The 20,360-nt window shown below is 62.4% G+C and carries 22 protein-coding genes; 15 read left to right on the top strand and 7 right to left on the bottom strand.

All coding sequences use genetic code 11. From position 1 onward, the window contains the following. Positions 1–52 precede the first annotated feature (52 nt). On the top strand, positions 53–616 hold the full coding sequence (locus AC3B5Q_RS17515) for a TetR/AcrR family transcriptional regulator (RefSeq protein WP_021785389.1): 564 nt from the start codon (positions 53–55) through the stop codon (positions 614–616). Next, positions 613–1,587, top strand: coding sequence for a DMT family transporter (locus AC3B5Q_RS17510; RefSeq protein WP_021785388.1), 975 nt, complete (start codon positions 613–615; stop codon positions 1,585–1,587). Before AC3B5Q_RS17515 ends, AC3B5Q_RS17510 begins: the two co-directional genes overlap by 4 nt. Before the next feature lie 74 nt (positions 1,588–1,661). Here the strand turns inward: AC3B5Q_RS17510 and AC3B5Q_RS17505 are convergent, their stop codons facing one another. The 4 genes from AC3B5Q_RS17505 to AC3B5Q_RS17490 form a co-directional block, all read right to left on the bottom strand. Further along, entirely contained in the window at positions 1,662–2,501 is an 840-nt protein-coding gene (locus tag AC3B5Q_RS17505; RefSeq protein WP_033738427.1) for an AraC family transcriptional regulator, read from the bottom strand. A gap of 128 nt (positions 2,502–2,629) precedes the next feature. Next, on the bottom strand, positions 2,630–3,019 hold the full coding sequence (locus tag AC3B5Q_RS17500) for a GFA family protein (RefSeq protein ID WP_080671174.1): 390 nt from the start codon (positions 3,017–3,019) through the stop codon (positions 2,630–2,632). Positions 3,020–3,100: 81 nt separating this feature from the next. Further along, the gene (locus tag AC3B5Q_RS17495; protein ID WP_275966944.1) at positions 3,101–3,805 is read right to left on the bottom strand and encodes an SDR family oxidoreductase; all 705 of its coding nucleotides are present in this window, start codon (positions 3,803–3,805) and stop codon (positions 3,101–3,103) included. A 99-nt stretch (positions 3,806–3,904) separates the two neighbouring features. Continuing rightward, on the bottom strand, positions 3,905–4,798 hold the full coding sequence (locus AC3B5Q_RS17490) for a LysR substrate-binding domain-containing protein (protein WP_135192764.1): 894 nt from the start codon (positions 4,796–4,798) through the stop codon (positions 3,905–3,907). Positions 4,799–5,011: 213 nt separating this feature from the next. Between AC3B5Q_RS17490 and AC3B5Q_RS17485 the strand changes: the two genes are divergently transcribed. The 10 genes from AC3B5Q_RS17485 (at position 5,012) to AC3B5Q_RS17440 (ending at position 16,107) form a co-directional block, all read left to right on the top strand. Continuing rightward, on the top strand, positions 5,012–5,566 hold the full coding sequence (locus AC3B5Q_RS17485) for a helix-turn-helix domain-containing protein (RefSeq protein WP_021785384.1): 555 nt from the start codon (positions 5,012–5,014) through the stop codon (positions 5,564–5,566). A gap of 27 nt (positions 5,567–5,593) precedes the next feature. Next, a complete protein-coding gene (locus tag AC3B5Q_RS17480) occupies positions 5,594–6,940 on the top strand; it encodes a glutamine synthetase family protein (RefSeq protein ID WP_028697579.1) in 1,347 nt (448 codons plus the stop codon). A gap of 72 nt (positions 6,941–7,012) precedes the next feature. After that, positions 7,013–7,786, top strand: coding sequence for a gamma-glutamyl-gamma-aminobutyrate hydrolase family protein (locus tag AC3B5Q_RS17475; protein ID WP_021785382.1), 774 nt, complete (start codon positions 7,013–7,015; stop codon positions 7,784–7,786). A gap of 69 nt (positions 7,787–7,855) precedes the next feature. Then, positions 7,856–9,214: an aspartate aminotransferase family protein gene (locus tag AC3B5Q_RS17470; protein ID WP_274118797.1), complete on the top strand. Its 1,359-nt coding sequence runs from the start codon at positions 7,856–7,858 to the stop codon at positions 9,212–9,214. A gap of 183 nt (positions 9,215–9,397) precedes the next feature. Continuing rightward, positions 9,398–9,952: a helix-turn-helix domain-containing protein gene (locus tag AC3B5Q_RS17465; RefSeq protein WP_488392690.1), complete on the top strand. Its 555-nt coding sequence runs from the start codon at positions 9,398–9,400 to the stop codon at positions 9,950–9,952. Positions 9,953–10,075: 123 nt separating this feature from the next. Then, complete coding sequence (locus tag AC3B5Q_RS17460; protein ID WP_021785380.1) at positions 10,076–10,591, top strand: ProQ/FinO family protein; 516 nt, start codon at positions 10,076–10,078, stop codon at positions 10,589–10,591. Between the two features lie 401 nt (positions 10,592–10,992). Beyond that, on the top strand, positions 10,993–11,475 hold the full coding sequence (locus AC3B5Q_RS17455) for a formate dehydrogenase subunit gamma (RefSeq protein WP_028697582.1): 483 nt from the start codon (positions 10,993–10,995) through the stop codon (positions 11,473–11,475). Beyond that, positions 11,469–13,028, top strand: a complete 1,560-nt coding sequence (locus AC3B5Q_RS17450) for a formate dehydrogenase beta subunit (RefSeq protein ID WP_021785378.1) — start codon at positions 11,469–11,471, stop codon at positions 13,026–13,028. Before AC3B5Q_RS17455 ends, AC3B5Q_RS17450 begins: the two co-directional genes overlap by 7 nt. Next, on the top strand, positions 13,025–15,907 hold the full coding sequence (gene fdhF, locus AC3B5Q_RS17445; RefSeq protein WP_028697583.1) for a formate dehydrogenase subunit alpha: 2,883 nt from the start codon (positions 13,025–13,027) through the stop codon (positions 15,905–15,907). Before AC3B5Q_RS17450 ends, fdhF begins: the two co-directional genes overlap by 4 nt. Then, complete coding sequence (locus tag AC3B5Q_RS17440) at positions 15,904–16,107, top strand: formate dehydrogenase subunit delta (protein ID WP_021785376.1); 204 nt, start codon at positions 15,904–15,906, stop codon at positions 16,105–16,107. The genes fdhF and AC3B5Q_RS17440 overlap by 4 nt, the downstream gene beginning before the upstream one ends. 114 nt (positions 16,108–16,221) lie before the next feature. Here AC3B5Q_RS17440 and AC3B5Q_RS17435 read toward each other — a convergent pair whose 3' ends face one another. Then, complete coding sequence (locus AC3B5Q_RS17435) at positions 16,222–17,085, bottom strand: universal stress protein (RefSeq protein WP_021785375.1); 864 nt, start codon at positions 17,083–17,085, stop codon at positions 16,222–16,224. 154 nt (positions 17,086–17,239) lie between these two features. Here AC3B5Q_RS17435 and AC3B5Q_RS17430 point away from each other — a divergent pair, with 154 nt between their 5' ends. Then, positions 17,240–17,857, top strand: a complete 618-nt coding sequence (locus AC3B5Q_RS17430; RefSeq protein WP_021785374.1) for a MiaE family protein — start codon at positions 17,240–17,242, stop codon at positions 17,855–17,857. A gap of 22 nt (positions 17,858–17,879) precedes the next feature. Here the strand turns inward: AC3B5Q_RS17430 and AC3B5Q_RS17425 are convergent, their stop codons facing one another. Then, positions 17,880–18,200: an ElaB/YgaM/YqjD family protein gene (locus tag AC3B5Q_RS17425; RefSeq protein ID WP_028697586.1), complete on the bottom strand. Its 321-nt coding sequence runs from the start codon at positions 18,198–18,200 to the stop codon at positions 17,880–17,882. Between the two features lie 127 nt (positions 18,201–18,327). Here AC3B5Q_RS17425 and AC3B5Q_RS17420 point away from each other — a divergent pair, with 127 nt between their 5' ends. Continuing rightward, complete coding sequence (locus AC3B5Q_RS17420; RefSeq protein WP_003248880.1) at positions 18,328–18,591, top strand: hypothetical protein; 264 nt, start codon at positions 18,328–18,330, stop codon at positions 18,589–18,591. A 20-nt stretch (positions 18,592–18,611) separates the two neighbouring features. On the opposite strand, the gene AC3B5Q_RS17415 is transcribed toward AC3B5Q_RS17420, so the two are convergent. Then, the gene (locus AC3B5Q_RS17415) at positions 18,612–19,091 is read right to left on the bottom strand and encodes an LEA/WHy family protein (protein ID WP_021785372.1); all 480 of its coding nucleotides are present in this window, start codon (positions 19,089–19,091) and stop codon (positions 18,612–18,614) included. A 131-nt stretch (positions 19,092–19,222) separates the two neighbouring features. Between AC3B5Q_RS17415 and AC3B5Q_RS17410 the strand changes: the two genes are divergently transcribed. Continuing rightward, positions 19,223–20,347 (top strand): sigma-70 family RNA polymerase sigma factor, encoded by a 1,125-nt coding sequence (locus tag AC3B5Q_RS17410; protein WP_028697587.1) that lies wholly within the window; start codon positions 19,223–19,225, stop codon positions 20,345–20,347. The last annotated feature ends 13 nt before the right edge of the window (positions 20,348–20,360 follow it).

Raw genomic sequence — 20,360 nt, 5'->3', positions numbered from 1 at the left:
AATCTTACCGGTCAGTATAGTCAACTCCGTGCCTTTGCCGGAGTGCCTTGAATTGGACAATACCCGTGAGCGCTTGATTGATGCCGCGATGAAGCTGTTTCTCTCGCAAGGTTTATACGTGACGGGGGTAACGGCCATTGCCGCGATGGCGGGCGTTACCAAAATGACGCTCTACAGCCATTTCCCCTCCAAGGATGCGCTGATAGTGGCGTGCCTTGAGGAGCGTGACCGACGCTGGCGTGAAGAGGTAGCGCGCACCCTGGCTGGGCATCCTGAGCCGGTCAGTGGCATGCTCGCTTTTTTCGATTTGTATGAACGCTTTCTTTTGAAAGATAGCGAGCGGGGGTGCCTGTTCGTTAACAGTGCGGCTGAATTCCCCCAGTTCAGCCACCCCGTGCATTTGGCAGTGAGCCGGCATAAGCAAGGGATACGCGAAAACCTTGCTGCCTTGGCCATGAGCGCCGGTATAAACGACCCTGACGCAGTTGCCCAAGGGTTGTTTATCTTGCTGGAGGGCAGTTTTGTCAGCGGTGCGATGGGCCAGGACATGCGGGTTTTCGACACTGCCCGGCAAATAGCTCATTGCTGGATCCAACGGCAGGGGCACAGCGTATGACCCTGGGCTTGTTAGCGGCCATTGCCGCCACTTTTTCCTGGTCGCTGCTCTATATCTTTCCGGGGCTGGTCGGCGACTACAGCCTTTTTGACCTGGCGGTGGTGAGCTATGCCTTTGCCGGGTTAGGTAGCCTGCTGGTGCTGTTCGCTTACCGCAGCGAAGTGCGGCAATTGCGACTGAATGACTGGGCCTGTGCCGCACTGCTGGGCTTCTTGGGATACATTGGCTACTTCTTCCTGATCACCACTGCGGTTTTGGCAGCCGGGCCGGTGATCCCCCCGGTGATGATGGGGTCAGTACCGATCGTGCTCGCGATTGCCGGCAACATGCGCAGCGCCAGCGTGCCTTGGCGCGCCATTGCCGGGCCACTGCTGGTGGCGGCCCTGGGCATCAGCCTGGTCAATCTGAGCGTGTTTGATGCTAGCCGTGCGGCGGTAGTGCTCCCGACCGCGTCGTTACTGCTTGGGCTGTTTGCATCGTTGCTGGCAATCGCATTCTGGACCGGTTTTGGCCTGTTGAATGAAAGTGCGTTGGCTCGGCGCCCAAGCATGTCTCCCATGTTGTGGTCAGCCATGTTGATCTTCATGTGCAGCGTCGAAATGCTGGCGTTCATCCCGGTTGGGCTGCACTTGAAACTGTCTCATTTCGCTAGCCATCCGAGCGGTTTGGCAGGTACTCAGGCGCTGATCGTCTGTGGGCTGATTCAGGGGTTGGGGGCCACCCTTGCAGGTGCCTGGGCATGGTCAATCGCAACGCGGCGTCTTCCGCTGGCGCTGAGCGGGCAATTGATCGCCAGCGGGACCATTTATGCAACTACGATGGGCCTGCTCATCAACCAACGCTGGCCGTCTCCTATGGAAGCGCTTGGTACAGCCTTGTTGTTCGTAGGGGTGGTGTGGGCTATCCACGCCTTTTATCGCAAGCAAACACGCCTCCAGACGCATGGCGAGGCATCCAGGGTACGTATCTGATCCCCGGCCCGGTTGCCCGGCCATGCGCCTGGGCCGGCCAAGTTGGCTACGCCCGCTACCCATGGCCCAGCCGTCTACTTCAGCGGCACGTAGATGTCCGTTTGCCATTGCTCCAGTGGTGTTTCCGGATAGACGCTCAGGTAATGAAAGAACAACGGATGATCACGCAGTTCTTCGTTGCTCGATGGCAGCCAGTCACGATAAAGCGGGTAGATGGTTTCGCCAATGTAGTCAGGCGAGCCGGTATGTCGAATCACGGCACAACGCCCTGCCGGTATAACCCGTTCATGCACGCCGAAATCGTTGGGCTGCACCGCCTCGTCTATCTCGCCGCACACGGCAAAGCGAAAGGCGTGGGCCGGGGTGGTGTCGGGGTTGTCGTAGGGGATACCGAAAGTACGGCTGCTGGTCACAGGCGACTGGCCGCTTTGCATGCGCCATTGGCGAAAACGCGCGACGCTTTCGCTGACCAGACCGGGCGGCCCCTGGTGTTCGAGCGCGGCCACGCGGGTTTGGGCGAAATGCACGATACGGATCTGCATGGTGATACTCCTGGAACGGTGAGGAACATTGAATACCGCACTCCAGGCCTGCCAGTTCGGCGCCTTGGCGAACGCGCTCGGCGCCATGCCGAAGGCGCGCCTGAACGCTCTGGCAAAGGCTTCGGGGCTTTCGAACCCGGCGCCGAATGCGGCCTCCAGTATGGGCGTCGCGGGCGAGGCGACCAGTTGATGTGCTGCGCGTCGAAGTCTCATCAGTTGCACATACCGTGAAACCGGAACGCCCATGTAGGCCGTGAACTGCCGATGGAAGTGAAACGTCGAGAAGTTGGCGATGCGGCTCAAGGCATTCACCGACAGGTCACCTTCGAGGTGGCTGTCGATGTAGGCAAGCACGGTTTCGAACCGTTTCATGTAGCTCGGGTTGTGCTGTGAGTCAGTCAACGAACGGAATCTCTGGAAGGTGCGGTAAGCGCTAGCATCCGTTGTTCAGGCACTGAGGTGCCTAGCCGTGATTGCTCTATTGGTCCTGCGCTGGGTGATCAGTCAGGGTTGCAGGGAGAGTACCAAGGGGCAGCGGCGTCGACGTGAACATGTTTCTGCTTCCTGGGCAGGAACGGCGTATCAAGCGTTCCCAGCGCTATCGAAATCCAGTCGGCAAACTCACCCTGGGCGCGTGACCAGAACAAGGTCGAGCCGCACTCCGTGCAGAACTCGCGCGTAACCGTCGGTGATGAAGAGAAGGCCTTGATGCTGGCAGCGCCGCGCAGTATTCGCAGCATACCGCGCGGAATGCTGCCGTACGAAGCGAATGCGGCGCCGTGACTTTTGCGGCACCGGCTGCAGTGGCAGTGGCTCACTGCCTTGGGTGGGGTGAGTAGCAGGTAAGAGACTGCTGCGCACAAGCAGCTTCCTTGGTATGTCTCTGTCATTGGCGCTTCCGTGCAGGTGGGAAAGCGCCAGCGTAAACGCCTTGGCCTGCTCAGTCGACTGGTCTGCGGGCCGACAGACAATCAAACGCTATGTGTCACGCCGCCATCGACCTTGATGTTCTGCCCGGTGATGTAGGCAGCGCCTTCGCTAGCGAGAAACGCGATGGTGGCGGCAATTTCTTCGCGGGTGCCATAGCGTTTGAGCGGCACGCTGTCGCGGCGCTGTTCGGTGGCTGGCAGGCTGTCGATCCAGCCGGGGAGGACGTTGTTGATCCTCACGTTGTCCCCCGCGAATTGGTCGGCGAAGATTTTGGTGAATGCGGCCAGGCCCGAGCGGAACACTGCAGACGTCGGGAACAGCTCAATCGGCTCGAACGCCCAGGCGGTGGAAATGTTGATGATCACGCCCCCTTTCTGGCGCTGCATGTAGGGCGTTACCAGGCGCGTCGGGCGGATGACGTTGAGCAGATAGGTGTCCATGCCCTTGTGCCAGTCTTCGTCGCTGATTTCCAGGATTGGCGCGCGCGGACCATGGCCGGCGCTATTGACCAGCACGTCGATGCGCCCCCACTTTTCTACCACGGCATCTACCAGGCGTTTCAGGTCCTCAGCCGACTGGTTGCTACCGGTTACACCTATACCGCCAAGTTCGGCAGCCAGTGCTTCGCCCTTGCCCGAGGAGGAAAGGATGCCAACCTTGAACCCGTCAGCGGCCAGGCGCTGTGCCGCTGCCGCGCCCATGCCACTGCCACCTGCTGTGATGATCGCAACTTTTTCTACTGACATGCTGCCTCCGTAATGCGAATCGATGATTGCCTGGAAGCACTAAAATTAGCAGTAGAAGTGGCGGCTAGGGAGACAGTTAAACTTTACTGATGCAGTAGATTAACTATTGCCTGTTTGTTGCTTGAACCAGCGCCGGACAATGCCTAGCGACTCCGGCTGCTGCATCTTTCGTGGCCACACAAGATAGAACGCCTTATCGAGCCTGAGCTGCTGAGCGAAGACCTGGGTCAACCTGCCCGCGACGATGTCATCACTGACGAACGCCACGCTTGCCAAAGCAATACCCTGACCACTGATGGCCGCATCGATGGCCAATGAGGTCTGATTGAACCGCAGGTTTTTGGCAGTCGCTTGCCCGTGCTGCGGGAACAGTTGTGCGAGGTACCGAGGCCAGAAATCATGGGCATCGTGAAGCAGGGTGAACGCTTGAAGCTGCTCGAAGCTGGCGGGGGCTTTGCCGGCTTCGAATAGCGTTGGGCTGGCCACGGCGACGATACGCTCGTCCATCAACAGTTCGCTGTTCAAACCCGCACCGAAGTCGGGCTTGCCATAGCGGACTGCGATATCCACGCCGTCAGTATTGAAGTGGGACAGCCGATCGGTGGCCAGTACACGTAAATCGATGTCCGGATGGCTTTGCGCAAAGCGGCCCAGCCGGGGAATGAGCCATTTGGAGGCAAAGGTCGGTGTCACGCTGACCGTCAGGTGAGACGCCTGTGGCCGCAGCAGGCGGGTTGCCTCATCGATCATCGCCAAGGCACTGCGAATGCTGCCGCTGTAGCCCAGGCCCGCATCGGTCAGTGCCAGGCCCCGGGGCAGGCGCTCGAACAAACGAAGGTCCAGGCTCGCTTCCAGCCCGCGTATCTGTTGTGCCACTGCCGCCTGGGTCACCCCCAGCTCTTCGGCGGCCAGGCGGAAATTCAGGTGGCGGGCAACCACTTCGAACACACGTAGCGCATTGAGCGAGGGCAAATCAGGGAAACCGTTTGGCATGGCGATGGACGTGGTCGGGCTGGAGGATTAAGCCACGAGGCTACTCGCCGAGCGCCTGTAAAGAAACCCGCGCCACCGCAGCCAATCCGGCACGCTGCGCAGCAAGCCCTCTGCTGGCGGCTGCACATTTCCATCGTTTGGCTTGACGCGTGAAAATTTTCATGTAAATTTTCATGAAAAATAAGTCTAAAAATTTCACGGCAGTCCGAAACGATGAAGATGCACGAAGAGGTTGAAGCCCTCGCGATCCTTATTCACGACCTGCGCAAATTCAAGAACCTGACCTTGGGTGAACTGGCCGGGCGCATCAACCGTTCGGTGGGTTTTCTCTCCCAGGTCGAGCGCGGCGTTTCGCGCCCGACCGTGGCAGACCTCACCGCTATCAGCGAAGCGCTCGGCGTATCAACCGCGTACTTCTACAACCTGAGCAAGCCCCGCAGCATTGGCTGGGTCACGCGCCCTAACGAGCGGCGCACGCTGTACCTGGAATCGGGCATCACCGACGTGCTGGCTTCGCCGACCATCACAGGCGCCTTCGCCATGCTCGACAGCCATCTCGAGCCGGGCGCCACCAGTGGGGAAGCGTACTTGAGCGACCGTTCCGAGCAGGGCTGTTTCGTGCTCGAGGGCGAACTCACGGTGTGGCTGGACCAGGGCGATGCCGTGACCCTGCAGGCCAACGACTGCTTCCAGCTGCAACCCCATGCGCCGTTCCGTTACGCCAACCTGACGGACAAAGCCACCCGTGTGCTCTGGGTCTTCAATTGAATTCGTTCACCTCACAAGGATAAGAAGATGAGTGTCATCTTTCCGGATCTGCTGGCTGAAGTGCGCTCGTTCCGAGCAGAACACCCGGCAATTCGCTATGTCGACCTGATTGCCCTGGACATTCCCGGGCACTTCTACGGCAAGCGCTACCCCATGGACATGCTGGAAAAAGTCGCAGCCGGTGCGCCACTGAAGCTGCCGCAGAACTGCGTGCTGCTGGGTACCCAGGGCGGCCTTTACCCGATTGGGGACTATTGCTTCGCCGATGGCGACCCGGATGCCGCCCGGCGCCTGGTGCCGGGTACGCTGAAGCCGGTGCGCTGGGAAAAGGAAGTGATCGCCCAGATGCTGATCACGTCCGACGGCACCGCAAAGCCGATCGAGTTCGAGCCCCGTGAAGTGCTGGCGCGTGTGCTTCAGCGTCTGGCCAAACGTGGCATCCGCCCGGTGGTGGCATTCGAACTGGAGTTCTACCTGTTCGACCGCAAGCTTGATAACGGCCTGCCACAGTATCCACGCGACACGGCAACCGGGGATGAAGACGATCAGCCGAACATGCACATCGAGCGGCTGTCGCGCTTCTCGTCGGTCCTGCACGAGATGGTCGACGGCGCCAACGAGCAGGGCGTGCCGGCGAACGTCATTACCGCAGAGCTGGGCCCAGGCCAGTTCGAGATCAACTTCTCGCACAGCGACGATGCCCTAAGTGCGGCGGACTGGTCGGCACTGTTCTGCCGCAGTACCCGCGGTATCGCGATGAAGCACGGCTACCGTGCCAGCTTCATGAGCAAGCCGTACCTGGACGCGCCAGGCAGCGGCATGCATGTGCACGTCAGCCTGTACGACGCCGCCGGCAATAACATCCTGGCGGGAAGCGAACAGCGCAAGCTGCGCCATGCGGTGGCAGGCTGCCTGGAACTGCTGCCGCACTGCATGCCGATCTTTGCCCCCAACCACAATGCCTACCGACGTTATGGCGCCATGGTCAACGCGGCGAGCAAGGCCAGCTGGGGGTTCGAAGACCGTGACGCGTGCATCCGCATCCCCGAGTCCGACCCGCGCAACCTGCGCATCGAGCACCGTCTAGCTGGCGCCGACGCCAACCCGTATCTGGTACTGGCGGCCATTTTGACCGGGATGGAGCATGGCCTGGACCGCGGCGTGGAGCCCATCGCCCCGCTGAACGACAACCGCCAGAGCGGCATCGACTTCCCCAAGGATGCCCTCAGCGCCTTGGCCGCCATGCGTCACCACCCAGTGCTCAACGAAGGCCTGGGCAGCGAGTTCGTGATGGTCTATTGCGAAAACAAATACCAGGAGCAGCTGGACTTCATGCACCACATCGATGCCCGCGAATACCGCTGGTTCCTGTAGGTGCAGCGACGCTGCACGCTCCCTTTCTACCGTTTCAATACAACGCGCAATATGGATTTGCCGGAGGAAGATATGCCACGTGTGCCCGTGATTGGCATTACCGCATGCACCAGCATGATTGGGCTGCATGCAACCCAGACCATCAGCGAAAAGTACGCGCGCGCGGCAGCCAAGGCAGCGTGTGGGCTGCCCATCGTCATTCCCAGCCTCGGTGAGCTGATGGACAGCGCCGATATTCTCGATGTGGTGGATGGGCTGATCTTCACCGGTTCGCCGTCCAACATCGAGCCGCACCACTACAACGGCCCGGCCAGTGCTGCGGGCACCCATCACGACCCTCTGCGCGATGCCACCACGTTGCCGCTGATGCGCGCGGCCATCGCCGCCGGCGTACCGATACTCGGCATTTGCCGTGGCTTCCAGGAAATGAACGTGGCGCTGGGTGGCACCCTGCACCAGAAGGTCCACGAGACCGGCATGTTCATGGACCACCGCGAAGGCAAGGATGAGCCCCTCGACAAGCAATATGGGCCGCGCCACACGCTTCATGTAGAGCCTGGCGGCATGCTCGACCGCATGGGCTTGCCGGCGATATTCGACGTCAATTCCATCCACGGCCAAGGCATCGACGTATTGGCCCCCGGGCTGAGGGTGGAAGCGCTGGCGCCCGATGGCCTGGTGGAAGCGGTTTCGGTCGAAAACAGCAAGGGTTTTGCCCTGGCCGTGCAATGGCACCCCGAGTTCCAGGTCATGGATAACCCACATTACCTGGCCATCTTCCAGTCCTTTGGCAAGGCCTGCCGGCATCGCTCGGTCCTGCGTCAGAGGCTGTTGCTGTCTGCCTGAACAGCGACCTTTCCCACCTGTAAAAAGTACCCTCGCAGCATGGCTGCGAAACTTGATGGAGTGAAGTCAATGAGTGAACAGAATTCGCAGACCCTTGCCTGGCAAACCATGAGCCGCGACCATCACCTGGCCCCGTTCAGTGATGTCAGGCAACTGGCCGAGAAAGGCCCGCGCATCATCACCTCGGCCAAGGGCGTGTACCTGTGGGACAGCGAGGGCAACAAGATTCTCGATGGCATGGCCGGCCTGTGGTGCGTGGCAGTCGGGTATGGCCGCGATGAGCTGGCCGAGGTCGCCAGCCAGCAGATGAAGCAGTTGCCTTACTACAACCTGTTCTTCCAGACCGCGCACCCGCCCGCGCTGGAGCTGGCCAAGGCCATCGCCGAGGTGGCCCCGCAAGGCATGAACCACGTGTTCTTCACCGGCTCCGGCTCCGAAGGCAACGACACCGTGCTGCGCATGGTCCGCCATTACTGGGCACTGAAGGGCCAGAACAACAAGAAGGTTATCATTGGCCGTATCAACGGCTACCACGGCTCTACCGTGGCGGGCGCGGCCTTGGGCGGCATGAGTGGCATGCACCAGCAGGGCGGGGTGATCCCGGATGTCGTGCACATCCCGCAGCCATACTGGTTTGGCGAAGGCGGCGATATGGCCGAGGCTGACTTCGGCGTGTGGGCGGCCGAGCAACTGGAGAAGAAGATTCTCGAAGTTGGCGTGGACAACGTTGCCGCCTTCATTGCCGAGCCGATCCAGGGCGCCGGTGGCGTGATCATTCCGCCGCAGACGTACTGGCCGAAGATCAAGGAAATCCTGGCCAGGTACGACATCCTCTTCGTCGCCGACGAAGTGATCTGCGGGTTCGGCCGTACCGGTGAGTGGTTCGGCACCGATTACTACGACCTCAAGCCTGACCTGATGACCATCGCCAAGGGCCTGACCTCCGGCTACATCCCCATGGGTGGGGTGATCGTGCGTGACGAGGTGGCCAAGGTCATCAGCGAAGGCGGCGACTTCAACCACGGTTTTACCTATTCCGGCCACCCGGTGGCGGCAGCGGTGGGCCTGGAGAACCTGCGGATCCTGCGCGACGAGCAGATCATCCAGCAGGTGCACGATAAAACCGCGCCTTATCTGCAGCAACGCCTGCGCGAACTGGCCGACCACCCGCTGGTAGGCGAAGTGCGCGGCCTGGGTATGCTCGGGGCGATCGAGTTGGTGAAAGACAAGGCCACCCGGGCCCGTCATGAAGGCAAAGGTGTCGGCATGATCTGTCGCCAGCACTGCTTCGACAACGGCCTGATCATGCGCGCGGTGGGCGACACCATGATCATCGCGCCACCGCTGGTGATCAGTGTCGAAGAGATCGACGAGCTGGTGGAGAAAGCCCGCAAGTGCCTGGACCTGACCTATGAGGCTGTTCGGTAAGGGCAGAACGCTTGGTTAGCTGTTCTCAGCACCTGTGAGATCGAGCGCCGCCCGCGCGGTGCTCGATCGGTGCCTCAATCGTACATCTCGCCTCCGGCACCTCCCGCAAAGCATTTTGCTTTGTGAAATGAATCCTGTACTTTTCCGGGCATCCATTTCCCGTCTGAAAGTCGCGATTCAACCATGAAAGTGCACGAAGAAATCGAAGGCCTGGCAGTACTGATTCGCGACCTGCGCAGGTTCAAGGGCCTGACACTGGGCGAGCTTGCACAGCGCATCGGCCGTTCGGTGGGTTTTCTGTCCCAGGTCGAACGCGGCGTATCACGCCCGACCGTGGCCGACCTCACAGCCATCAGCGAAGAGCTCGGTGTTTCGACAGCCTACTTCTACAAGCTGGACAAACCCCGCGAGCTCGACTGGGTCACCCGCCCGCACGAGCGTCGCACGCTGCACCTGGCGGGTGGCATCACCGATGTGCTGGCATCGCCCTCGATAACGGGCGCGTTCTCCATGCTCGATAGCCATTTGCAGCCGGGGGCCAGCAGTGGCGAGGAGTACCTGGACGACAGCTCGGAGCAGGGCTGCTTCGTGTTCGAAGGCGAACTGACCGTGTGGTTGGGCGATGCTGAGCCGGTCACGCTGCACGCCAATGACAGTTTTCAGCTGCAACCTCACGCCCGTTTTCGTTACGCCAACCTGACCGACAAGCCCACACGCGTGCTTTGGGTGTTCAGCTGAAGGCCGTCGTACAGGCATGTGCGTTGTGCCTCGGCTAGCCGGGAAAGTTGGCCTGCAAGCAATGTGCTGGCTGCATGGGGTATCCTTGCACCACGCAATCAACTTCGAAGCAGTGAATGAACAATGGGTTTTGAACAACTAGCTGAGCTACGAGACCGCCTGCGGGCGGAAAAAGGGCAGGTAAAGGCCGATAGCGCGAAACCGCCCAAGCGCAAGTCGCCCCCGCAGGCGAAGCCGCGCGAGATGGACCCGGCGGTGGCAGCGATCTGGCCACTGCAGAAGCATTTTCCCTTGGCTTTCCCGGTCAACCCGGCCCCCAAGGTGCCGCTCAAGGAGGGCATTTTCAAGGATGCCGAGCAACACCTGGAGCTGCTTGGGCTGACCCGCGAACAGCTCAAACTGGGCATTTCGACCTGGTGCCGTGGCGCTCGATACTGGGCGAGCATGGTGGAGAATGCACCGCGCCTTGACCTCAACGGTCAGGCTGCAGGTACCGTGACCGCCGCTCAGGCGCTGCATGCCAAGCAGCAAGCTGCGCGGCAACGCAGCCAGGACCGACGCAATCGTGCGAAGTCAAAGGCCCAGGCCCAGGCTCCGGCCCCCGCCGCCGACACCGAGGCGGTGCAGTCTACCGACTGAATTCAGTCGCGCTTTGCCCCCTGGCCATGCCGGATGGCAGCCCATTGCCGGGGCTGCCGTCTGGCTGGCCCGGCAGTGGGCCAGGTCCGGTTTCGAGGGCCTGGTGCATGCAACGATGGTTTCAAGACCCACCTGATCGGCAAGCCGCGGCAGATGATGCCGGGGCGCAAACACGTGCGTCGGTTTCAGAATGCGCCTGGTCGCTCGTATGCAACCCCTCGGCGCTACAAGTGCCATGCTAGCAGGATGCCCAAGGATCAGTGCGCGCAGACGTGCGGCCGTGGGCGAGGAGGCCGCCAGTCCCACGCAACTGTGACGTGGACGGTGCGCCGCAGCAGAACACGCCGGAAACCTGCCCTTTCAAAAACTCAGGCAGGGTCCGTGATGCCGAGGTCCGCTGTATGCCTGATGAATTGCTCCACCTGCCTGTGATCCAGCGCATTCTAGACCGCGACAAGGACACCCCAGGTGCCCTGTTGCCGATCCTGCATGCCGTACAGCACGAGATTGGTTACATCCCTGATGCCTCGGTCCCCGAGATCGCCCATGCACTCAACCTCAGCCTGGCTGAAGTGCGTGGGGTTATCAGTTTCTATCACGACTTCCGCACCGCGCCGCCCGCTCGCCACACCCTGCGCCTGTGCCTTGCCGAGTCGTGCCAGAGCCGTGGCGCCGAAGCCCTGGCCGCGCAATTGCGTGAACAGTTGGCACTGGACGACCATGGTACCAGCGCCGACGGGGCCATCAGCCTGCGCCCGGTGTATTGCCTGGGTGCCTGTGCCTGCTCGCCAGCGCTGGAGCTGGACGGCCAAGTGCACGCGCGCCTCACCCCTGAGCGCCTGCGGGACTTGGTCAACGGTTGCCAGGAGGACTCAGCATGCTGAAGCTGTATATTCCCTGTGATTCGGTTGCCCGCGCCGTGGGTGCCGACCAGGTTGCCGAGGCCCTGCTGCGCGAGGCCGAGCGCCGCCAGTTGCCGCTGGACATCCAGCGCACCAGCTCGCGCGGGCTTTACTGGCTTGAGCCGCTGATCGAGTGCGACAGTGCGCAAGGGCGCCTGGGTTTCGGTCCGGTTACGCCACACGATGCGCCGTCATTGCTTGATGCCCTGGCGGGCGAACCCGGTGGCCACTCGTTGGCATTGGGGCCGGTCGAAGAAATACCCTATCTCAAGACCCAGCAACGCCTGCTGTTCGCTCGCGCTGGCATCACCCGGCCACTGTCGCTGGACGACTATCGTGCCAACGGCGGGTTCGCGGGCCTCGAGGCCGCCGTGGCGCTGGACGGTGCCGAAGTGGTTGCCGCAGTACTCGATTCCGGGCTGCGTGGCCGTGGTGGTGCGGCGTTCCCGGCCGGCATCAAGTGGCGCACCGTGCGAGACGCTGGTGCCGGGCAGAAGTACGTGGTGTGCAACGCCGACGAGGGTGACTCGGGCACGTTCGCTGATCGCATGCTGATGGAGGGCGACCCCTTCCTGCTGATCGAGGGCATGATCATTGCCGGCCTCGCCGTAGGTGCCGACAAGGGCTACATCTATGTGCGCTCGGAGTATCCCGACGCCATCCGGGTACTTGACCAGGCCTTCGCCATCGCGCGTGAAGCTGGCTACCTGGGGGCTGACGTCGCCGGCAGCGGCCAGGCGTTCGACCTGGAAGTGCGGGTGGGCGCCGGCGCCTATATTTGCGGCGAAGAAACCGCGCTGCTCGAATCCATCGAAGGCAAGCGTGGCATCGTCCGCGCCAAGCCACCGCTGCCTGCGCTGCAAGGGCTGTTCGGCCTGCCGACGCTGGTGCACAACGTGCTTACCCTGGCGTCGGTGCCCATCATTCTGGCCAAGGGTGCAGCGTTCTATCGCGATTTCGGCATGGGCCGCTCGCTGGGCACCATGCCGTTCCAGCTGGCCGGCAACATCCGCCAGGGTGGTCTGGTAGAGCGCGCGTTCGGCCTGACCCTGCGCGAGCTGGTGGAAGGCTATGGCGGTGGCACAGCCAGTGGCCGGCCGCTGAAGGCCGCGCAGGTCGGTGGCCCGCTTGGTGCCTGGGTACCCCCCAGCCATTTCGATACCCCATTGGACTATGAAGCGTTTGCCGCCGTGGGCGCGATGCTCGGCCACGGCGGTGTCGTGGTGGCCGACGATACGCTGAACATGGCCAGCATGGCGCGTTTCGCCCTGCAGTTCTGTGCCGAAGAGTCCTGCGGCAAGTGCACCCCGTGCCGCATCGGCTCCACCCGGGGCATGGAAGTGGTCGACCGGCTGATCGCCACCAGCGACATCACCGAGCGTCACGACCAGGCGCTGTTGCTGCGTGACCTGTGCGACACCCTGCAGTACGGCTCGCTGTGCGCCATGGGCGGTATGACTGCCTATCCGGTGGCCAGCGCGCTCAAGTACTTCCCCGCCGATTTTGGGCTGACCACCACGGAGGCCGCACAGTGATCAATTTCTTCGACCCCGCTTCTGATAAAAGCAGCGACCTCGGCACCCCGGCCCGCGAAAGCGACGTGCAGGTCAGCCTGAGCATCGACGGCCGCGCCATCAGCGTGCCTGCTGGCACCTCGGTCATGCGCGCCGCCGCCATGCTGGGCACCAGTATCCCCAAGCTGTGCGCCACCGACAGCCTCGAAGCCTTCGGCTCCTGCCGCATGTGCATGGTGGAAATCGAAGGCATGCGCGGCTACCCGGCATCCTGCACCACGCCAGTCAGTGAAGGCATGGTGGTGCGCACCGAAACCCCGCGCCTGGCCGGCCTGCGTCGCAACGTGATGGAGCTGTACATTTCCGACCACCCGCTGGACTGCCTGACCTGTTCGGCCAACGGCAACTGCGAGCTGCAGACCGTGGCCGGCCAGGTGGGCCTGCGTGAGGTGCGCTACGGCTATGACGGCGCCAACCACCTGGACGAGAAAAAAGACGTTTCCAACCCGTATTTCGACTACGAGCCAAGCAAGTGCATCGTCTGCAGCCGCTGTGTGCGCGCCTGCGAAGACATCCAGGGTACGTTTGCCCTGACCATCACCGGGCGTGGTTTCGAATCGCGGGTGGCGGCAGCGGGGGGCGAAAACTTCCTTGCTTCCGAATGCGTGTCGTGCGGCGCCTGCGTGCAGGCCTGTCCAACCGCGACCCTGACGGAAAAGAGCCTGGTGCAGCTGGGCCAGCCTGAGCGTTCGGTCATTACCACCTGCGCCTACTGCGGCGTTGGCTGCTCGTTCCGCGCCGAAATCAAGGGTGACCAGCTGGTGCGCATGGTCCCGGACAAGAACGGTGGCGCCAACCACGGCCATGCCTGCGTCAAGGGCCGCTTTGCCTGGGGCTACGCCACCCACCCGGACCGCATCACCAAACCGATGATCCGCAAGCGCCTGGAAGACCCGTGGCAGGAAGTCAGCTGGGACGAGGCCGTGACCTACGCCGCCAGCGAGTTCCGCCGCATTCAGCTCAAGTACGGGCGCGACTCCATCGGCGGCATCACCTCCAGTCGTTGTACCAACGAAGAAGCCTACCTGGTGCAGAAACTGGTGCGCACGGCGTTTGGCAACAACAACGTCGACACCTGCGCACGGGTGTGTCATTCGCCCACCGGTTATGGCCTGAAGCAGACCCTGGGTGAGTCGGCTGGCACACAAAGCTTCGACTCGGTGATGCAGGCCGACGTTGTGCTGGTGATCGGCGCCAACCCCACTGACGCCCACCCGGTATTCGGCTCGCAACTCAAGCGCCGCCTGCGTCAGGGGGCGCGGCTGATCGTGATCGATCCACGGCGCATCGACCTGGTCGACTCGCCGCACGCCCGCGCCGACCTGCACCTGCAACTGCGCCCGGGCACCAACGTGGCCATGCTCAACGCCCTGGCCCACGTGATCGTCACCGAGGGCCTGCTGGCCCAGCGCTTCATCGATGCCCGCTGCGAAACCGAAGACTTCGCCCGTTGGCGCGACTTCGTCAGCCTGCCAGAGAACGCCCCCGAGGTGCTCGGCCCGGTTTGTGGCGTGCCTGCTGAGCAGATCCGCGCTGCGGCCAGGCTGTATGCCACCGGCGGCAACGCGGCCATCTACTACGGCCTGGGCGTGACCGAGCACAGCCAAGGCAGTACCGCAGTGATGGGCATTGCCAACCTGGCCATGGCCACCGGCAACATCGGCCGTGAAGGGGTAGGGGTGAACCCGCTGCGCGGGCAGAACAACGTGCAGGGCTCGTGCGACATGGGCTCGTTCCCCCACGAACTGCCCGGCTACCGGCATGTCTCCAACGAGGGCGTGCGTGCCGAGTTCGAACAGGCCTGGGGCGTGACCTTGCAGCCCGACCCGGGTCTGCGCATTCCCAACATGTTCGAAGCGGCACTGGATGGCAGCTTCAAGGCGCTGTACTGCCAGGGTGAGGACATCGCCCAGAGCGACCCCAACACCCAGCACGTCACGGCGGCCTTGCTCGCCATGGAGTGCGTGGTGGTGCAGGACATCTTCCTCAACGAAACTGCCAAGTTCGCCCATGTGTTCCTGCCGGGCAGTTCGTTCCTGGAAAAGGACGGCACCTTCACCAACGCCGAGCGGCGTATTTCGCGGGTGCGCAAGGTCATGGAGCCGCTGGCCGGCAAGGCCGACTGGGAAGCTACCGTGGCCCTGGCCAACGCCTTGGGCTACCCGATGAACTACCGCCATCCTTCCGAGATCATGGACGAGATCGCCCGCCTGACGCCGACCTTCCGTCGTGTCAGCTACGCTGAAATCGACCGCCACGGCAGCCTGCAGTGGCCGTGCAACGACGCCGCGCCAGACGGCACGCCGACCATGCACATCGACCAGTTCGTGCGTGGCAAGGGCCGTTTCATGCTCACCGGCTACGTGCCCACCGACGAAAAGGTCAACAACCGCTACCCGTTGCTGCTGACCACCGGGCGCATTCTTAGCCAGTACAACGTTGGTGCCCAGACCCGGCGTACCGGCAACGTCGCCTGGCATGACGCCGACCGCCTGGAGATCCACCCGACCGATGCTGAAAGCCGTGGCATCCAAGATGGTGACTGGGTCGGTATCGGCAGCCGCGCCGGGCAGACTGTGCTGCGTGCCAAGGTCAGTGCGCGCGTGGCGCCGGGGGTGGTGTACACCACCTTCCACTTCCCGGAGTCGGGGGCCAACGTGATCACCACCGACAACTCCGACTGGGCCACCAACTGCCCCGAGTACAAGGTGACGGCAGTGGAAGTGGTGAAAGTGTTCCAGCCATCGCAATGGCAAAAGCGCTATCAGGACTTCAGTGATGAACAGCAGCGCCTGCTGAAAGAGCGCCGTACTGCGGAGAAAGCCGAGGTTCGCCGATGAGCAGCGAAAACCTGGTCAAGATGGCCAACCAGATCGCCCATTACTTCGACAGCGAGCCAGACCGGGCGCTGGCGGTGCAAGGGGTGCGGCAGCATATGAAGAGCTTCTGGACGCCGGCGATGCTCCGGCAGTTGGCAGAGTGGAACGAGGCCCATGCGGGGGAGGGGCTTGACCCAAAAGTGCGGGAGGCGTTGGTCTAGATTCCCGGGCGGCAACGGAACCTTGGGGGCGGGTTTGCCTGCGAATGTGGCGTTGAAATCAATGACGCATTCGCGGGTGAACCCGCTCCTACAAGGGGCCTGCCTGTTGCATACTCAGCCGCGGGCCAGCTCCGCCAGGTGGGCGATGGCTTCCTCGCTCTTGAGCACCAGCACATCGCCCTCCAGCGCATCCAGCACCACTTCCGAGGTATTACCGATCAACGCCCCGGAAATCCCTGTGCGGCACACCGTACCTATCACTGTCACCACTGCATCGAGCTTCTGTTCGGTATGTGGAATCAACACATCCGCCGGCCCTTCGGCCACGTGCAGGCACTCATCGCTGATGCCGTATTCGGCCTGGAACGCCTTGCACGCTTCACGGTAGCGTTTTTCGATCGTATCGCTCAGCTGGTAGGCCGGGTCCGACGCTGACAGCATCGGCGACGGGTGGGCACTGATGACATGCAGTTCTCCCTTGGCCAGTTTGGCAATCTCGAAGCCATGGTCGATGATGCTGGCATGCAGGCGGCGGTGGTCTTCGTCCTGGTTGCCCACGTCCACCGCCGCCAGGATCTTGCCCCCGGTCCACGGCCGCTCGCTCTTGACCATCAGCACGGCACATGGGCATTGGCGCAGCAGCTTCCAGTCGCTGGGGGTGAGCAGGGCTTTTTTCAGTGGGTTGTCCGGACGGTGGTCCTTGATCACCAGTTCACAGCCTTCGGCCTGCTGTACATAGATGATGGTGTCGTGCAGGTTGTCGCGCCAGCCCTCTTCATGGGTGACATTGTCGTAGCCGTCATCATGCAACTGGCTGCTCAGCAGGCTCAGCAGCGCGCTGTGATCATGCCGTTTGTCGCACATCAGCAAATGCAGGCGTGCGCCAGTAATGCCAGCGATCAGCTTGGCCCGCGTAAGCGCGCGGCTGTGGGCGTGCGCGGGGTCGAGGACGACGAGGATGCTGCGGACGGCTTGCATGGGCGTTAACTCCCTTCGATGATGGCGACCAATGCCTGACTATAGTCGGCGCTTCCCCCTCCAGCGCTTGATGTACATCAAGCATAGTCACTGGCATCGCCAGCCGCCGCCGGTATAATCGCCGGCCCTGCCTGTTCTGTGTGGTTGCACGCTTATGTCCCTGATCCCCGAAATCGACGCCTTTCTTGGCTGCCCGACGCCAGACGCCTGGATCGAAGCGGCGCTCGCCGACCAGGAAACCCTGCTGATCGACCACAAGAACTGCGAGTTCAAGGCCGCCAGCACGGCCCTGAGCCTGATAGCCAAGTACAACACTCACCTTGATCTGATCAACATGATGTCGCGCCTGGCCCGCGAGGAGCTGGTGCATCACGAACAGGTGTTACGCCTCATGAAGCGTCGCGGTGTGCCGTTGCGCCCGGTGTCGGCGGGGCGTTATGCGTCGGGGTTGCGCCGGCTGGTGCGCGCCCACGAGCCGGTCAAGCTGGTGGATACGCTGGTGGTGGGGGCGTTCATCGAGGCGCGCAGTTGCGAACGTTTTGCCGCGCTGGTGCCGCATCTGGATGAGGAGCTGAGCCGCTTCTACCACGGGCTGCTGAAAAGCGAGGCGCGCCACTACCAGGGTTATCTGAAACTGGCGCACAACTACGGTGATGAGGCGGACATCGCCCGCCGCGTCGAGCTGGTACGCGCTGCGGAAATGGAGCTGATCCAGTCACCAGACCAGGAGCTGCGCTTCCACAGCGGCATCCCGCAGGCTTTGGCCGCCTGATGTGCACCAGGCGGCGCAGGCTTTAATTGCGCCGGCCCAGTAGCAGGCCCACCACCAGCCCGAGGCCGGCGGAAATGGCGACGGTCTGCCAGGGATGGCCGCCGATGTAGTCCTGAGTGGCGTCCACCACCGGTTGTGCCTTGCTGCGCACGTTGCTGGCCGCCTGGCGTGCCTGGCGCAGCTTCAGGCTTACCTGGGCGCGCAGTGTCTCTGCTTCTTCGCCGACCAGGGCGGCACTGTCGTTCAGCAGTTTTTCCGATTCTTCTATCAGCGATTGCAGTTCGCTGAATACCTGGTCCTTGATCTGATCGCTGTCTGCCAGCGTGGCGTTTTTCCGGGCCATGAACTCGTCCTCGTCAATGGGGGTGTGAACAATGGATGCCACCACATCGGTAAAGTTGCGGCGGCTTTCCGATGATGGGTTGCCTGGGTGTAAGATAGCGGCCATTTTCAAACCTGCAGGTAACTTCATGAGTTTCAATCTGGCCAACATGAGCTTCGAGGAACGGGCGCAGATCGAGGCAGAGAAGGCCCGGCTGTTCGAGATGTGGCAAAACAACCTGGGCAAAGCCAAGGGCGAAGCCGCCCGGCTGATTGCTGAAAAGCCACGGCGCAAGGGCAAATGGGCCGAGTGGGTGCGCGCTGAACTGGACGGCATGACCCCGCCTGAATACGCCAGCATGGTGCGCAGCGAAGTCAACAAGCTGATGGCCGCAGCCAGCGCCAACCGCTGAGCACACCCGCCGGGCGCTTATCAGTAGGTGCCCTTGGGCAGGTCCAGCTTGCCTTCATCGGTAAAACGCACGGTCCCCAGCGGCCCGCCGGCCAGTTTGCCGCGCAGCTTGTAGGGCAGCCCCTGCAGCGAATCCAGTTTGCCTAGCCCATAGGCCTGGCGCAGGAAGGAAAACGCCGTGATGCTGACCGGCACCACGATCACTGCTTCGTCGTAACGGCCAATGTGCCCCTGCTGGTCGCTGACCCCGGCGGCCAGCGGCTGGCCGTTCACTTCCAGGTTCAAGGCGATGCCGTTGTAATCGATCGGTGCCTCATTGGGGTTCTGCACCCGCATTTTCACCGCCATGCGCAGTTCCAGCTCTTGCCCGGGCAGTGGTTCAATGCCGATCACGCTGATGTTCACCGGGTCACGTGGCTGGAACAGCGCACAGGCCGCCAGGCCACAGGCCAGCAGCAGGACCAGGAACAGACGGGTATAGCGGTACAGACGGGCAGTCATGGGCTGTGACCTTGCCGGAGTGGAGCTGGCAGTGTGGCAAATGCGCGTCGACGTTGAAAGTATCGGTTGATATGAAAGATACTGTTTCTCATTAACGCCCGATAACCTCTCTTACTGGCTGTTCCCCAATCATGCTGACTTCACCCATGTCGGGCCTGCTGGCAAGTTTCCAGGAGCACTACGACGACCTGCTGCAGTTTCTGACGCGGCGCATGAGCGACCGCCAGCGCGCGGCCGACGTGGCGCAGGAAACCTACCTGAAGCTGGTGAACATCGACGAGCAGGCAGTGCCGGTGTTGCACGCGCGCAGTTTCATCTTCCGCGTGGCCGGCAACCTGGCAATTGACGCCTTGCGCCGTGAGCAACGCATCGCTGCCAGCCACGACGACAGCGACGGAGCCTGTGAGGTGGCCTGCCCGGCACCGGCACCCGAGGCGGCGTTGCTGGCCCGCGAGCGCTTGCAGATTCTTGACCAGGCGCTGTTGCAGTTGCCCGACAATGCCCGCCAGGCGCTGTTGCTCAACCGTGTCGAGGGCCTGACCCAGAAGCAGGTCGCTCAACGCCTGGGGGTTTCCGAGAGCATGGTGGCAAAGTACATCGGCCAGGCTCTGCGCCATTGCCGCGGCCGGCTGAAGCAGGCGGGTGTGGCAGCATCGGTGGTGTTGCTGGTCGCCGCCGTGGCGGGTTGGCAGCAAGCCCCGATGCTGCTGGCGGATTACCACACCGCCGTGGGCGAACGGCAGATCATTACCCTGGCAGATGGCACACGGGTGACGCTGAACAGCGCCAGCGCCTTGAGCGTGGCGTTCAGCGAGCATGAGCGGCGTGTGGTGCTCGATGCGGGTGAGGCACTGTTCGAGACCGCTGATGATTCACGGCCGTTTGTGGTCGAAACGGCCGGTGCGCGGGTGCAGGGCAATGCTGCCACCTTCAGCGTGCAGCGCGATGGCCACGTCGTGTTAGCTCGCGGTGAAGCCAAGGTGGGTGAACATGAACTGGCGGTGGCGGCCGATGCCGTCACGCAGATGGCCTGGCAGCGGGGCAAGCTGATCTTCAACGGCAAGCCGCTGGGGCAGGTGCTGATGGAGCTTGAACGATACCGGCATGGGCGCATTGTGTTGTCCGACAGCAAGCTGGCTGCGATGGAGGTGAGCGGGGTGTTCGACCTGGATGAACCTGAGGCTCTGTTGCGGACGTTGGAGCAGCGATATGGCCTGAAGGTGACCTACCTGCCATGGTTGGCCGTGGTGCATTGATGAGCTTGTGCCG

Source organism: Pseudomonas sp. D5(2026) (genome assembly GCF_057766845.1).
Note: the sequence above shows the minus strand (reverse complement) of the source record. Positions and strands in the feature narration are given on the sequence as shown.

What these genes read in the sequence shown, in the direction of transcription:
- AC3B5Q_RS17510 (WP_021785388.1), top strand. Translation starts at nt 613, where the DNA reads ATGACCCTGGGCTTGTTAGCGGCCATTGCCGCCACTTTTTCCTGGTCG.
- AC3B5Q_RS17505 (WP_033738427.1), bottom strand. Translation starts at nt 2,501, where the DNA reads ATGAAACGGTTCGAAACCGTGCTTGCCTACATCGACAGCCACCTCGAA.
- AC3B5Q_RS17500 (WP_080671174.1), bottom strand. Translation starts at nt 3,019, where the DNA reads ATGACAGAGACATACCAAGGAAGCTGCTTGTGCGCAGCAGTCTCTTAC.
- AC3B5Q_RS17495 (WP_275966944.1), bottom strand. Translation starts at nt 3,805, where the DNA reads ATGTCAGTAGAAAAAGTTGCGATCATCACAGCAGGTGGCAGTGGCATG.
- AC3B5Q_RS17490 (WP_135192764.1), bottom strand. Translation starts at nt 4,798, where the DNA reads ATGCCAAACGGTTTCCCTGATTTGCCCTCGCTCAATGCGCTACGTGTG.
- AC3B5Q_RS17485 (WP_021785384.1), top strand. Translation starts at nt 5,012, where the DNA reads ATGAAGATGCACGAAGAGGTTGAAGCCCTCGCGATCCTTATTCACGAC.
- AC3B5Q_RS17480 (WP_028697579.1), top strand. Translation starts at nt 5,594, where the DNA reads ATGAGTGTCATCTTTCCGGATCTGCTGGCTGAAGTGCGCTCGTTCCGA.
- AC3B5Q_RS17475 (WP_021785382.1), top strand. Translation starts at nt 7,013, where the DNA reads ATGCCACGTGTGCCCGTGATTGGCATTACCGCATGCACCAGCATGATT.
- AC3B5Q_RS17470 (WP_274118797.1), top strand. Translation starts at nt 7,856, where the DNA reads ATGAGTGAACAGAATTCGCAGACCCTTGCCTGGCAAACCATGAGCCGC.
- AC3B5Q_RS17465 (WP_488392690.1), top strand. Translation starts at nt 9,398, where the DNA reads ATGAAAGTGCACGAAGAAATCGAAGGCCTGGCAGTACTGATTCGCGAC.
- AC3B5Q_RS17460 (WP_021785380.1), top strand. Translation starts at nt 10,076, where the DNA reads ATGGGTTTTGAACAACTAGCTGAGCTACGAGACCGCCTGCGGGCGGAA.
- AC3B5Q_RS17455 (WP_028697582.1), top strand. Translation starts at nt 10,993, where the DNA reads ATGCCTGATGAATTGCTCCACCTGCCTGTGATCCAGCGCATTCTAGAC.
- AC3B5Q_RS17450 (WP_021785378.1), top strand. Translation starts at nt 11,469, where the DNA reads ATGCTGAAGCTGTATATTCCCTGTGATTCGGTTGCCCGCGCCGTGGGT.
- AC3B5Q_RS17440 (WP_021785376.1), top strand. Translation starts at nt 15,904, where the DNA reads ATGAGCAGCGAAAACCTGGTCAAGATGGCCAACCAGATCGCCCATTAC.
- AC3B5Q_RS17435 (WP_021785375.1), bottom strand. Translation starts at nt 17,085, where the DNA reads ATGCAAGCCGTCCGCAGCATCCTCGTCGTCCTCGACCCCGCGCACGCC.
- AC3B5Q_RS17430 (WP_021785374.1), top strand. Translation starts at nt 17,240, where the DNA reads ATGTCCCTGATCCCCGAAATCGACGCCTTTCTTGGCTGCCCGACGCCA.
- AC3B5Q_RS17425 (WP_028697586.1), bottom strand. Translation starts at nt 18,200, where the DNA reads ATGGCCCGGAAAAACGCCACGCTGGCAGACAGCGATCAGATCAAGGAC.
- AC3B5Q_RS17420 (WP_003248880.1), top strand. Translation starts at nt 18,328, where the DNA reads ATGAGTTTCAATCTGGCCAACATGAGCTTCGAGGAACGGGCGCAGATC.
- AC3B5Q_RS17415 (WP_021785372.1), bottom strand. Translation starts at nt 19,091, where the DNA reads ATGACTGCCCGTCTGTACCGCTATACCCGTCTGTTCCTGGTCCTGCTG.
- AC3B5Q_RS17410 (WP_028697587.1), top strand. Translation starts at nt 19,223, where the DNA reads ATGCTGACTTCACCCATGTCGGGCCTGCTGGCAAGTTTCCAGGAGCAC.